13 protein-coding genes, 1 pseudogene and 1 riboswitch are annotated in these 12877 nt (G+C 70.0%); of the genes and pseudogenes, 7 read left to right on the top strand and 7 right to left on the bottom strand.

Annotation, left to right across the window (positions count from 1 at the left end; genetic code table 11):
* Window positions 1-17: 17 nt before the first annotated feature.
* Window positions 18-467, bottom strand: coding sequence for an ATP-binding protein (locus ACIBBB_RS00070; RefSeq protein WP_398977075.1), 450 nt, complete (start codon window positions 465-467; stop codon window positions 18-20).
* A 166-nt stretch (window positions 468-633) separates the two neighbouring features.
* Between ACIBBB_RS00070 and ACIBBB_RS00065 the strand changes: the two genes are divergently transcribed.
* Both ACIBBB_RS00065 and ACIBBB_RS00060 read left to right on the top strand, forming a co-directional pair.
* Window positions 634-1479 carry a helix-turn-helix domain-containing protein gene (locus ACIBBB_RS00065; protein ID WP_398977073.1) on the top strand — a complete coding sequence of 282 codons (846 nt, stop codon included), beginning with the start codon at window positions 634-636 and terminating at the stop codon, window positions 1477-1479.
* On the top strand, window positions 1476-1715 hold the full coding sequence (locus ACIBBB_RS00060) for a DUF397 domain-containing protein (RefSeq protein WP_398977071.1): 240 nt from the start codon (window positions 1476-1478) through the stop codon (window positions 1713-1715). Before ACIBBB_RS00065 ends, ACIBBB_RS00060 begins: the two co-directional genes overlap by 4 nt.
* A 59-nt stretch (window positions 1716-1774) precedes the next feature.
* On the opposite strand, the gene ACIBBB_RS00055 is transcribed toward ACIBBB_RS00060, so the two are convergent.
* Entirely contained in the window at window positions 1775-2299 is a 525-nt protein-coding gene (locus ACIBBB_RS00055) for a hypothetical protein (protein WP_398977070.1), read from the bottom strand.
* 218 nt (window positions 2300-2517) lie between these two features.
* Here ACIBBB_RS00055 and ACIBBB_RS00050 point away from each other — a divergent pair, with 218 nt between their 5' ends.
* The 5 genes and pseudogenes from ACIBBB_RS00050 (at window position 2518) to ACIBBB_RS00030 (ending at window position 7352) form a co-directional block, all read left to right on the top strand.
* Window positions 2518-3504 carry a phosphotransferase gene (locus tag ACIBBB_RS00050; RefSeq protein ID WP_398977068.1) on the top strand — a complete coding sequence of 329 codons (987 nt, stop codon included), beginning with the start codon at window positions 2518-2520 and terminating at the stop codon, window positions 3502-3504.
* A gap of 380 nt (window positions 3505-3884) precedes the next feature.
* A complete protein-coding gene (locus ACIBBB_RS00045; protein WP_398977066.1) occupies window positions 3885-5162 on the top strand; it encodes a YeeE/YedE family protein in 1278 nt (425 codons plus the stop codon).
* A gap of 32 nt (window positions 5163-5194) precedes the next feature.
* Window positions 5195-6040, top strand: coding sequence for an alpha/beta fold hydrolase (locus ACIBBB_RS00040; protein WP_398977063.1), 846 nt, complete (start codon window positions 5195-5197; stop codon window positions 6038-6040).
* A gap of 37 nt (window positions 6041-6077) precedes the next feature.
* Window positions 6078-6393, top strand: a pseudogene (locus tag ACIBBB_RS00035) (ArsR/SmtB family transcription factor).
* Window positions 6390-7352 carry an SRPBCC family protein gene (locus ACIBBB_RS00030; protein WP_398977061.1) on the top strand — a complete coding sequence of 321 codons (963 nt, stop codon included), beginning with the start codon at window positions 6390-6392 and terminating at the stop codon, window positions 7350-7352. Before ACIBBB_RS00035 ends, ACIBBB_RS00030 begins: the two are co-directional and overlap by 4 nt.
* Window positions 7353-7619: 267 nt before the next feature.
* Here ACIBBB_RS00030 and ACIBBB_RS00025 read toward each other — a convergent pair whose 3' ends face one another.
* From ACIBBB_RS00025 to ACIBBB_RS00005, 5 genes are all read right to left on the bottom strand, one after another.
* A complete protein-coding gene (locus tag ACIBBB_RS00025; RefSeq protein WP_398977059.1) occupies window positions 7620-8363 on the bottom strand; it encodes a transglycosylase SLT domain-containing protein in 744 nt (247 codons plus the stop codon).
* A 4-nt stretch (window positions 8364-8367) separates the two neighbouring features.
* A riboswitch (cyclic di-AMP (ydaO/yuaA leader) is annotated at window positions 8368-8560 on the bottom strand.
* Window positions 8561-9052: 492 nt separating this feature from the next.
* On the bottom strand, window positions 9053-10267 hold the full coding sequence (locus ACIBBB_RS00020) for a ketosynthase chain-length factor (protein WP_398977057.1): 1215 nt from the start codon (window positions 10265-10267) through the stop codon (window positions 9053-9055).
* Complete coding sequence (locus ACIBBB_RS00015) at window positions 10264-11535, bottom strand: beta-ketoacyl-[acyl-carrier-protein] synthase family protein (protein ID WP_398977056.1); 1272 nt, start codon at window positions 11533-11535, stop codon at window positions 10264-10266. Before ACIBBB_RS00015 ends, ACIBBB_RS00020 begins: the two co-directional genes overlap by 4 nt.
* Window positions 11532-11861: a TcmI family type II polyketide cyclase gene (locus ACIBBB_RS00010; RefSeq protein WP_398977054.1), complete on the bottom strand. Its 330-nt coding sequence runs from the start codon at window positions 11859-11861 to the stop codon at window positions 11532-11534. The genes ACIBBB_RS00015 and ACIBBB_RS00010 overlap by 4 nt, the downstream gene beginning before the upstream one ends.
* Before the next feature lie 179 nt (window positions 11862-12040).
* On the bottom strand, window positions 12041-12877 hold an 837-nt coding region (locus ACIBBB_RS00005), incomplete at its 5' end, for a biotin/lipoyl-containing protein (RefSeq protein WP_398977052.1).

Genomic DNA, 12877 nt, shown 5'->3' with positions numbered 1-12877 from the left:
CTTTCCACCGTAGTGCCTCAGGTCCCCTCGTGCGAAGCCAGTACGTACGCCCACACCGTCTTGCCCGGCCCCGACCGCCCGCTGACCCCCCACCGCACGGCGATCGCGTCCACGAGCACGAGCCCACGGCCATGCTCGCCATCGGCGGCGGCTCCGCGCGGCGCCCTCACCGGGAGCGCTCCGTGAGTGTCGGTCACCTCGATCCGTACGAGTTCCTTGCCCGTGTTGTACGACAGCCGCAACGCGAAGTCCCGTCCGGGCACCCGCCCATGGAGCACGGCGTTCGCCGCCAGCTCGGCCACCACGAGGGCGGCGGCTTCCGACGGCTCGGAGCCGTACGGAATGCCCCACGAGTCGAGCTGCTGAGTGGCGAGTCTCCGCGCGAGCCGCGCGCCGCGCCGGGTGGCGGAGAACCGCTGGGTGAACACACGTACGGTGACGGCCTCTTGGGCTTGGGGGGATGGCATATGCCCAGCGTCCGGGCCGGATTGGCCGCTTTACCAGGGACTACGCCAGTACACCGATCCGCTGTACTGGTTCACCCTCTGGACTGGGTGAGTAACTACCAGTGATGCTGGACCAGTTGTGCGGGGTACGCATCAAGCCGAGCGGGGCCACGGAAAGGCGAACGGTATGACGGCGGACGGCAGCGGTGGCATGAGCAGTGAACCCGAGACGTCGGACAGTCTCAAGACCTTCGGGGCGGTCCTGAAGGCGCTGCGGGAGGAAGCGGGCCTGACGCAGGAGCAGTTCGCACCACGTGTGCAGTACTCGTCGCACTACATCGCGAAGATCGAGCAGGGGAAGCGTTTCCCTCCGAAGGACCTGCCGGTCCGGTCCGAGCCGGTGCTGGGGCTGCCCGCGAGACGAATCATCGAGGCTGCGGTCAGGACACTGACGAAGGGAGCGGGGCTGGCGTCATGGTTCAAGAAGTGGGCGATCATCGAGGAGACGGCGATCTCGTTGTACGCGTACGAGTGCCGGGTGATTCCGGGGCTGTTGCAGCCGGAGGCGTACGTCAGGGCCCTCTTCGAGCGGAGGCTGCCGCCACTGGCGGAGGAGGAGCTCGAAGAGAAAGTGGCTGCTCGTCTGGAGCGCCAACGGCTCCTGATGGAGCGCCCCAACACCTCGTTCAGCTTCATCATTGAACAGGCGCTCCTGGAGAGGAGGCTGGGAGGTCGAGACGTCACCATGGCAGTTGTTGATCGGCTGCTCGAAGTGGGTTCCTGGCGCAATGTCGAGATCCAGCTGATGCCATTGCGCCAGGAAGATCACAGCGGCTCCGGTGGCCAGATGTACCTGGCGGAGACTCCAGATCACCAGTGGGTCGGCTACTTCGAAGGACACGACAGCAGCACCCTCTTGACGAGCCCGAAACTGGCGAGTTCCATGCTTCAGCGCTATGGGAAGATGCGGTCACAGGCCCTGAGCCGTCAGGCCACCGCGAGCCTGCTGGAGCAGATGCGAGGAGCGCAATGACCACCACTGAACTGAACTGGTTCAAGAGCAGCTACAGCGGCAGCGGCGGCGACAACTGCGTCGAAGTCGCATGGTTCAAGAGCAGCTACAGCGGCGACGGGGGCGACAACTGCGTCGAGGTCGCCGCAGGCGAAGACGCCGTCCTCGTACGGGACTCCAAAGACCCCCGCATCGGCCGGCTCACCCTCACCCCCACCGCCTGGGCCGCCTTCACCGCACACCTCGCCGCGCACTGAAACGCTTTGACGGGGCGGCCCGAGCGTTCTCTGGCCGCCCCATCCGCGTCAGACCCGCGTCAGCACATCTTCTGGCTGGCCGCCTGGCCCGCGAGGGGGTCGCCCGCCCTGCGGAGGGAGCCGACCGCCGACGTGCAGTCGTTCACCGTGTCCGCGCCCAGTGACCAGAACTCCTGGGCGTTGTGGTCGGTCCAGGCCTGCCCGCCGAAGAAGTCGTCCTGGCTGTAGCTGTAGACCGCGACGCTCACGTCGTAATCCTTGTTGACGTTACGGAATGAATCCCAGACCCAGAGATACCCGTAATTCTCGTTGCAGGACTTCGAGTAGAACTGCTTGACCGACGCGATGTGCGCACCGGCCCTGTCGATGTACGCTGTCTTTCCGACCTGGTACGCATCGGCGCAGACTCCCGCCACGCGCGCTTTCGCGCTCGCCGGGTTTCCCGCCTCACTGGGTGCGGTCGACTTCGCCTTGGCCGACTTCGACGGCTGCGGTGCCGGGCCGTCACCCGCGAACGCCGCGCCCGCCGGGATCAGGGCGAATGCGCAGGCGGCAGCCACAACCGCGCGCTTGGTGTAGCGCATAAGAACACCTTTCTCTGAGCACAGGGGCGCAGTAAACCCACGGGCCCGCCAGTGGCGGCTACCGCTCGGCTATTGGGCCCGATGCTGTCTGCTGGAATTACTTCCGAACACATAGGCAGACACGGGATCTTGCCCGAGGGTTGCACGACTTCTCGGGATTTATTTCGGGCGGGTAAACGGAATTCACGCCTCGACTCCATTTCGACCTCAGGAGACACATGACGACCCATAACAACGCTTTCGCTTCCGGTTCCACGCCCGCGTCCACCGGCAGCCGGCGCCTGCCGTGGCATGCGCTCCCCTCCTCCGTGCGGACGGGCATCGAGGACGTGCTCGGGGGGCGGGTGGTGGAGGCGAGGAGCCAGCCGGGCGGGTTCTCCGACGGGCTCGCGGCGCGGCTGGAGTTGGCCGACGGGCGCAGGGCGTTCGCCAAGGCCGTCGACGTGGCGGCGGCGCCGGGTGTGGCGGCGTTCCACCGGCGGGAGGCCGTGGTGAACGGCGGGCTGCCGCAGGGGGTTGCCGTACCGAGGCTGCTGGGGTCGTACGACGATCGGGGGTGGGTGGCGCTTGTCTTCGGGGACGTGGAGGGGGCGTTGCCCGTACAGCCGTGGCGGGAGGAGGAGTTGGAGCGGGTGCTCCGGGCGTTGACCGGTCTCGCGGAGCGGCTGACGCCTTCACCGGGACTCAACTCCCCCGGCGTGTCACCCCGGTTGGGTGGTTGGGCACGACTGGCGGAGGGCTCTCGGTCGGTGGCGAGGTTGGGCGTGGTGGCGCCGGGCGCGGTGCGTGAGTTGGACCGGCATCTCGCGCTTGAGGAGCGGCTGCCGGAGGTGATCGTCGGGGAGACGCTGACGCACGGGGATCTGTATCCGTTCAACGTCCTTCTTACGGACGAGCGCGTCGTGGTCGTGGACTGGCCGCACGCCTGGGTCGGGCCGGCGTACGCGGATCTGGTGATGCTGCTCGGCAGCGTGGCGCAGAGCGGGCTCGACCCGGAGCCGTACGCCGCGCGCCATCCGCTGCTGCGCGGTGTCGATCCGGCGGCGGTGGACGTGCTCATCTCGGCGCAGGCGGGGTTTCTGCTGGCGGCGGCGTGCTCGATGGACTCGGCGGATCCGGGCACGGACCCGAGGCTGGAGCGCATGATGACGGCGCTCGGCCTCGCCTCCCTGCGCTGGCTGTCGCTGCGCCCGCGCCGGTCCTGAACTGTCCGTTCGGCGAGACCTCCTGCCCAGGGGGCCTCACCGAACGAGTCCTCGCACGTTCGGTCCCCCTCATTTGAAGCATCCGGTGAGGCTGACGTGAGACCTGCTGCTCCCGGCACTGCCCATGGGGGCGACACCTCCACACCCGACCCCCACGTGTCGGATCATGGACGCACTGTCCAATATATGAGATACGTGTGCACGGAATCGAATGCCCGCGCTAGTCTCGCCGCCATGTCCGCACCCGCCCGCCTCCTCTGTCTCGCGTGCTTCGCGAACTCGGTGTGGTGCGTCGACGACAACCTCTGTTGTCGCTGAGTCGAGCCCCGCGCCCCGAGCCTCCGAGCCCCGCCGCCGACCACCGACTCCGGAGAACAGTCGTGACCACCACCGCTCCCCCGCGCCGGGCGATCCCCGCCGCGCTGCTCGTTCCCTCCCCGACCTCCTCCCCCGCACCGGAAGCAGACCCCGCGCCTCCCGTGCGTCGCGTGCCGCTCGCCATATCCGGGCTGCTGGCCGTCGCGCTCACCGCGTACGTGTGGTCGACGCACGGCGCCAAGCCCGGCTCCCTCCTGCTGCTCGGGCTGGGGCTGGGTCTCGCGCTCTTCCACTCGCGCTTCGGATTCACCTCCGCCTGGCGGCAGTTGGTCGCCGTCGGCAACGGGCAGGGGCTGCGCGCCCATGCCCTGCTCCTCGGCACCACCGCCACCCTTTTCGCGCTGATCATCGGCAGCGGCACGGGGCTGTTCGGCTCCGTGCCCGCGCCGTCGGCGGGGCCGCTCGGCATCGGGCTGCTCGTCGGGGCGTTCGTCTTCGCCGTCGGCATGCAGCTCGGTGGCGCGTGTGCGTCGGGCACGCTGTTCGCCGTGGGGTCGGGGCAGTCGTCCATCGTGCTCACGCTCGGTGGGTTCATCGTCGGATCGACCCTCGCCGCCTGGCAGTTCGACCTCTGGAAGGACCTGCCCGCGCTCGACCCGGTGGTTCTGTCCGACCACGTCGGCTGGTTCGGTTCGTGGGCGGTGACCATCGCCGTACTGGGCCTCATCGTGCTGGTGAGCCGCCGTGTGCAGGCCCGCCGCAACCCGCCGCCCATCAGCACCCCGCCCAGTGCCAAGGGCGCTGCCCGGGTACTGCGCGGCTCGTGGCCGCTGGTCGCCGGCGCGCTGGCGCTGGCCGTGCTGGGCGCGGGGGTGCTGCTGGTGTCCGGCGGTGCCTGGGGTGTCACGAGTGCGTTCAGCCTGTGGGGGTCGAGGGTCGTCGACGCGCTCGGCGGGAACCCCGCCAATTGGTCCTTCTGGCAGCAGCCGGGCAACGCCGAGATGTTCGACGGGCCCGTACTGAAGGACAAGAACAGCCTCACCGACATCGGCATCATGATCGGCGCGGCGGTCGCCGCCTCGCTCGGCGGGACCTGGGCGCTGCACCGGGGCATCCCCGGCCGTACCGCCGTGGCCGCCGTGCTCGGCGGCGTACTCATGGGGATCGGCGCCCGGCTGGCGGGCGGCTGCAACATCGGCGCGTACCTCGCGGGCATCGCGTCGGGCAGTCTGCACGGCTGGATCTGGGGCGCCACCGCGCTCCTGGGGACCTGGGCGGGGATACGGCTGCGCCCGCTGTTCGCGCTGGGCAACCCCAAGCCCGGGGACGGGATCTGCTGAGCCGGGCGGGCCGTGCGCCGTAAGCTGGGACGGTGGTCATCGAACAGGACGTGAAGCTGAGCGACGGGCGCACCCTGCGGACGTACGACAGCGGTGAGGGTGTCGACGGGCGCGGGCCGACCGTCGTCTGGCACCACGGCTCGCCCCAGACCGGCGCCCCGCTGGAGCCGCTGCTCACCGCAGCCGCGGCACGCGGCGTCCGGCTGGTGTCGTACGGCCGTCCCAGCTACGGAGGTTCGAGCCCGCAGCCGGGCCGGAACGTGGCCGCCGCGGCGGACGACGTGGCCCGGATCGCCGACGCGCTCGGTGTCGGGCCGTTCGCGGTGATGGGGGCGTCCGGTGGCGGGCCGCACGCGCTGGCGTGCGCCGCGCTGCTGCCGGACCGGGTGACGGGAGCCGTCTGCCTCGCGGGCCTCGCGCCGTACACGGAGGGCTTCGACTGGTACGCGGGGATGGTGTCGCCCGGCGGTCTGCGGGCCGCCGCCGACGGGCGCGAGGCGCGCGAACTGTACGCGGCGACGGACGAGTTCGACCCCGCGAGCTTCACCTCCGCCGACTTCGCCGCGCTGGAGGGCGCGTGGACGTCGCTGGGCGCCGACGCGGTGAAGGCGGGCCGGGCCGGGCCGGACGGACTGATCGACGACGACGTGGCCTTCGCGACCGCGTGGGGCTTCGACCTGGCGGAGGTGACCGCGCCCGTACTGCTCGTGCAGGGCAGCCTCGACCGGGTCGTACCGTCCACGCACGCCGGGTGGATGCTCGCCGGGCTCCCCCGGGCGGAGCTGTGGGTACGGCCCGAGGACGGGCACGTCTCGGTCCTCGACACGTGTCCGGCGGCGATGGACTGGCTGATGGCGCTGGGCACACCCCTTACATAGCCTTGCGGTTATATAATCGGGTGGGTATGGTCGGTGTATGCCCATACCGTTCGACGTGCTCGCGGAGCCGAGCAGGCGCAAGATCCTCGATCTCCTCCTGGAGCGCCCGCATCTGGTCGGTGAGCTGACCGACCGGCTCGGACTGAGCCAGCCCGGGACGTCCAAGCATCTGCGGGTGCTGAGGGACGCGGGGCTGGTGCGGGTCCGGCAGGACGCCCAGCGCCGGTGGTACGAACTCACCCCGGAGCCGCTGGCAGAACTCGACGCCTGGCTCGCGCACTACCGGCATCTGTGGACCGTCTCTCGACGCGCTCGAACGGCATCTCGACGCGATGGAGGACGACTCCTCATGACTCCGCACACCGACGGTCCGCACGATTCCGGCGGTCCCGAGGGCCCCGAGGGCCCCGAGGGCCCCGCCTCGCCCGACGATCAAGGCTTCTCCTCCTCCCTCTCCGGCACCGGCGACGGGCGGACCGCGCTGCGCATGGAGCGACGGCTCGCGCATCCGCCGCAGCGGGTCTGGGACGCGATCACGCAGCCCGCGCACCTCGCGCGGTGGTTTCCCTCCGAGGTGAGCGTCGACCTGCGGCCGGGCGGCGAGATCGGCTTCCACTTCCCCGGCGACTCCGGCCCCGGCATGAGCGGGGAGGTCACCGACGCCGACGAGCCGCGCCTCTTCGCCTTCACCTGGGGCGAGGACCATCTGAGCTGGGAGATCACCCCTGACGGGGACGGCTCGCGGCTCCTCCTCGTCCACACCTTCGGCGACCGGTTCGGGGCCGCCAGCTTCGCGTCCGGCTGGCAGATCTGCGTCACCGCGCTGGGGCAGGTGCTGGACGGCGGCCCCGTCGACGTCGAGCAGGACACGCGCGGGGCGCTGCACGAGGCGTATCTGGCCCGGTTCGACGAGCTGACCCGGGGCCGGGTCGAGGAGACCGGGGGCGGCGGGCGACGGGTCCGGTTCGAGCGTCAGCTGGTGCGGCCCGCCGAGACGGTCTGGGACCAACTGACCGGCGGCGCCGAGCCGTTGACGGGTTCACCGGTGCCTCCGGGCTTCACCGCCGACAAGGTCCCGGCGGGCCCGGTCACGGCCGTACGCGCGCCGGAGCTCCTTACGTACTCCTGGCATCCGGAGGGCGAGGTCCGCTGGGAGCTGGGCGCGGGGACGGGGCACGGGCCCCGGCTGGTGCTCACCCAGACCGGGCCGCGCGACTTCGACACGGATGCGGCGCTCGCGGCGTGGCGGGTACGTGTGGAGGAACTGGCGGCGGGGCTGGTGGACGCGCCGGAGGGCGGGGCCCACACGTAGTGGCGTCCGCGTGGGGCCTCGGGTGGCCCGGCTCGACCCGGCGCTGACCGGTCCGCGCCTGGTCGCGGCCGGTGGTAGCGCCGGCTCGGGCGGTGGACGCCGTCCCTTGGGCTGGGCCACGAAGGCTCCGCCCGGATCCCCCGGGCCGACCGGCGGGACCGACCGGGCGGGCGCACTCCGTCAGGTGACGGCGGCTCTCACGCCGAACGCCGGCCGGGCCGCGTGTGCGGCCCGGCCGGCGGCCGGTGAGATGACGGACGCCGCCGATCAGTAGGGACCGTTCACGTTGTCGATCGAGCCGTAACGGTCGGCCGCGTAGTTGCACGCCGCGGTGATGTTGGCGACCGGGTCGTAGCTGTCGGTCGACGTGCCGGGCACGTGGTACGCCTGGAATGTCGGGTCGATGACCTGGAGCAGGCCCTTCGACGGGGTGCCGGCCGCCGCGTTGGAGTCCCAGTTGTTGATGGCCTGGGGGTTGCCCGCGGACTCGCGCATGATGTTGCGGTGGATGCCGTCGTACGAGCCGGGTATGCCGTTCTGCGCCATGACGTCCAGCGCCTCCCGGATCCAGCCGTCGAGGTCGTTGGTGTAGGTCTTGGCGGCGGTCTCGACGGCCTCGGTGGTCTTGCCCGCCGACGCGCTCTCGGTCGAGGCGGTCCCGGCGGCCTTCGGTTTCCCGGCGAGCTTCAGCTTGAGGCCGGGGTGGATGAGCGAGGGGTTGTCGCCGACGGCGGCGCGGTTGGTCTTGTACAGCGCTTCCCAGCCACCGCTCACGGAACGGGCGTGCGCGATCTTGGCCAGCGAGTCACCCTTGACGACGGTGTGGGTCACCTTCTGGACGGCGGTCGAGGCGGCCGGGGCCGACTTGACGTGCTCCGGAGCGGGCGCGGCGCCCGCCGTGGTGGCGGTCACCAGGGGAAGGGCGAGTGCGGCACCGCCCGTGCCGACGGCGATGAGACGGCGGGCGAGCGGGCTGGTGCGGGAACGGCGGTGCTTACCCTGTGCGGGCATGACGAAATCCTCTCCGTCGCCTGCGAGGTGAGCTGTCGGGTTCGGGCGGGAGATGCCCGGCCGCGCTGGGTGCGCGACTTCACCCCAAGCCGGTCCGTTGTGCCGGATCGGCGACTTACCTGGGTCCCCCGCTCCTGCCGTACGTGAGTTGTTGGGTGCGGTTTCCGGACAGCGGCAGGATTCGGCGTTCCGCCCGGAATGACGAGAACGTAAGCGAGAAGGTCCGGGCGAAACAAGTCCTGAATTCACAGCGCCATGCCATCCACGGATCCGGCGCCGGGAAATTCAAATTCCGGCGAGGCTGTACAGGGCTCAACTTTCTTTTGCAGCAGGGGAGGTGGGGTGGGACCGCGAGACACCGAGGCCACCGAAGCTGTGACACACATCACGAGCGTTCGGTGCAACCACCCGAACACAACACCACCCAGAAAGGGACAAGTTATGCGTGACGCACCCATAACAACCCGCACCGCAAAATGGACAAATGATTATTTTTTCTCAACTGGCGCCAAGCGGAAGCACACGGTCCACGACGGGGTGAATTCGCCGCCAACGGCCTTTGTCCGCAACTGAATTCACCGAACTCCGGAGAGCGAATGTCATAGGTGTTCGCTTTCCCGACGGGCCGGCCGTGCCGTATGTCGGCCGCGGGGGACGGGGCACGACGACGACACGGCCGGGGAGCGGATCTAGTCGACGGCGCGTACGACCATCGCGGAGTTGAAGCCGCCCTGGCCCCGCGCCAGCACCAGCGCCGTCCGTACCTCGGCGGTGCGGGGCTGGGACGTGACGAGGTCCAGACCGTGCTCGGGAGCCGGCTCGACGTTGACCGTGGGCGGGATCAGCCCCTCCTCGATGGCCAGCAGCGCCGCCGCGACATCCAGCGGGGCCGCGCCGGAGTAGAGCCGGCCGGTCATCGTCTTGGGCGCGGTGACCGGGACGCCGCGCGGGCCGAAGACCGCGGTGATCGCCTCGGCCTCCGTACGGTCCAGCTCCGGCACGGCCGCCGCGTCGGCGAACACCACGTCGACGTCGCCGGGCTCCACGCCCGCGTCCGCCAGGGCGATTTCGATCGCCTTGCGCTGTCCCGGCTCGCGGTCGCTGCCCGGCCGGGGGTCGATCGTCGCGCCGTACCCGGAGATCTCGCCGTAGATCTTCGCGCCACGGCCACGCGCGGCCACCGCGTCCTCCAGGATGAGGATCGCGCCGCCCTCGCCCGGCACATGCCCCCGCGCGTCGGCATCGAACGGCACGTACGCGCGGGCCGGTTCGTCGCTCGTGCTCAGCCGGCCGCCCGCGATCTGCGCGACCCAGCCCCAGGGGCAGATCGACGCGTCGACGGCGCCGGAGACGACCAGCCGGGTGCCCTTACGGATCTGCCTGCGCGCCTGCGCCATGGCGTCGAGCCCGCCTGCCTGGTCGCTGACGACCACGCCGCTGGGGCCCTTCATACCGTTACGGATGGAGATCTGGCCGCTGTTGACCGCGTAGAACCAGGCGAAGGACTGGTAGGCGCTGACGTGCTGACTGCCCTTGCTCCACAGCTTCTGGAGCTCGTTCTGGCCGAACTCGAAGCCGCCCGACGAACTGGCCGTGATGACGCCCATGTCGAACTCCGGCAGATCCTCCGGCTTCACCCCGGCGTCGGCGAGCGCCCAGTCCGTGGCCACCAGGGCGAGCCTGGTCATGCGGTCGGTCTGGGAGAGCAGCCTGCTCGGCAGATGGTCCTTGGCCGTGAAGCCGGGAACCTCGCCCGCCAGCCGGGACGGGTACTGCGACGGGTCGAAGCGGGTGACGCGGCCGATGCCGCTCCTGCCGCCGCGGATCGCCGACCAGTACTCGCGCACGCCGAGGCCGTTGGGGGCCACCACGCCCAGGCCGGTCACTACCACCGAGGTGGTCATGCGGGGCTCCTCTCGGGTCGGGCCAGCACTATCGCGCTCTGGAATCCACCGAAGCCGCTGCCGACGGAGAGCACCGCATCGGTCAGCTGGTCGCGAGCCGTCACCGGCACATAGTCGAGATCGCACTCGGGGTCCGGTGTCTGAAGGTTCGCGGTGGGCGGCACCACGTTGTGCTCCATCGCGAGGGCGGATGCGGCGATCTCGATCGAGCCGATGGCGCCGAGCGAATGCCCGACCATCGACTTGATGGAGCTCACCGGGGTCCGGTAGGCGTGATCGCCGAGGCTCTTCTTGAACGCGGCGGTCTCGTGCCGGTCGTTCTGCTTCGTACCGGAGCCATGGGCGTTGATGTAGTCGATCTCCGTCGGATTCATCCGGGCCTCGTCGAGCGCGACCCGGATCGCCTCGGCCATCTCCAGGCCGTCGGGGCGCAGACCGGTCATGTGGTACGCGTTGCTGCGCGTGGCGTATCCCGCGATCTCGGCGTAGATGTGCGCCCCTCGCCGCCGCGCGCTCTCCAGCTCCTCCAGGACGAACACCGCGGCGCCCTCGCCGAGTACGAACCCGTTACGGGTGTTGTCGAAGGGCCGCGAGGCGCGCTCCGGCTCGTCGTGGCGCGGTGTGGTCGCCTTGATCGCGTCGAAACAGGCCATGGTGATGGGTGAGATCGGCGCGTCGGACGAACCCGCGATCACCACGTCGGCCGTGCCCTCGCGGATCAGCTCGACGGCGTGGCCGACCGAATCGATGCCGGAGGTGCAGCCCGTGGAGACCACGGTGCTCGGCCCCTCGGCGCCGACGGCCCACGCGACCTCGGTCGCGAAGGAGCTGGGCACCAGATGGTTGTAGAGGTGCGGGACGGCGTAGTGGTGGTCGACCAGGTCGAGCCGGCCGCCGTCGCTGACGACCCGGTACTCGTCGTCGAGCCCCATCGTCGCGCCGACGGCGCTGCCGATGGTGACACCGATGCGGTACGGGTCGAGCTCGTCCAGTTCGATACCGCTGTCCGCGACGGCGCCGCGCGCGGCGACGACGGCGAACTGCGCGGCCCGGTCCATACGGCGCACCTCCTGCGGACGCAGGCCGTGCTCCTCCGGGTCGAAGTCGATCTCGGCCGCCACCCGCGAGCGGAACGGCGCGGGGTCGAAGAAGGTGATTCCCCTGGTCGCTGTACGGCCCTCACTCAGCAGGCTCCAGAAGCTCTTCGCCCCGATGCCGCCGGGCGCCAGGACCTCGATGCCCGTGATGACGACGCGTCGGCCGGTCACGCGGACGCCTCCCAGTTGTAGAAACGCGTGGCCATCGCGTCGGCGGGCGAGCGCCAGGTCGCGGGGTCGTACGCCTCGATGAAGGGTTTCAGGTCCTCGCTGATGCCGACGAAGCGCGGGTCGGTCTTCGCGCCCTCGATCAGCTCGCCGCCGTTGTCGGCGTCGAAGTCCTGGAGGTGGAAGTAGAGGCCCCGGTAGGAGAACAGCTGGCGGCGCCGAGTGCCCATGAGGTGCGGCATTTCGGTGGCGTCGAAATTCGTGAAGAGCTTCGCGACATCAACATTCGACTCAGGGTCCATCCGAGCCACAATCAGGGTGCTGTGCATGTGGTTTCTCTCCTCCACGACCGAATTGCTCGGGCAGCAGAGCCCTGAGCGCGGAATATACAGAACAGCAGAACAAGGGTCTCCGCCTTGGGAGTTGCTTTCAAGGGGGGCCGATGTCAGGGAATGGTCAGATCGCGTCAGAATTCGGATTCTCTCAGCGACCTGTTCCACCGTGCGGGTCAGTCCTTGATTTCGCAGATGGTGGCGCCGGAGGTGAGTGAGGCGCCGATCTCGGCGGTGAGGCCCTTGATGGTGCCGGAGCGGTGGGCGTTGAGGGGCTGTTCCATCTTCATGGCTTCGAGTACGACGACGAGGTCGCCCTCCTCGACCTGCTGGCCCTCCTCGACCGCCACCTTCACGATCGTGCCCTGCATGGGAGAGGCCAGGGTGTCGCCGGATGCCACGGCGGTGGAGCGCCGGGTGCTCCGTCGCCTGGGGAGTGAGCCGGCGCCAACTCCCGTACGGCTCAAGCTCATTCCCAGCGAGGAGGGGATGACGACCTCCAGCCGCCTCCCGCCCACTTCGACGACGACGGTGCCACGGCCGGGTTCGTCGTCGGTGTCGGTGTCGCCGGGGGTGGTGAAGGCGGGGATGGTGTTGACGAACTCGGTCTCGATCCAGCGGGTGTGGATCGTGAACGGGTCGGCGGTGAACGCCGGGTCGGTGACAACGGCGCGGTGGAAGGGAATGGCGGTGGCCATGCCTTCGACCTGGAACTCGCCCAACGCACGCGCGGCGCGCTGGAGTGCCTGCTGCCGGGTGGCGCCGGTGACGACCAGTTTGGCGAGCAGGGAGTCCCAGGCGGGGCCGATGACCGAGCCGGTTTCGACGCCGGCGTCCAGACGCACGCCGGGGCCGGTGGGGGGCCGGAAGAGGGTGACGGTGCCGGGGGCGGGGAGGAAGCCCCGGCCGGGGTCCTCACCGTTGATGCGGAACTCGATCGAGTGGCCGCGTACCGGCGGGTCGCCGTAGCCCAGCTCCTCGCCGTCGGCGATGCGGAACATCTCCCGCACGAG

The organism is Streptomyces sp. NPDC051217 (assembly GCF_044455465.1).
In the GTDB taxonomy this organism is placed as follows: Bacteria; Actinomycetota; Actinomycetes; order Streptomycetales; family Streptomycetaceae; genus Streptomyces.
The sequence above is the reverse complement of the archived record's forward strand: the minus strand, read 5'-3'. Positions and strand labels throughout refer to the sequence as shown.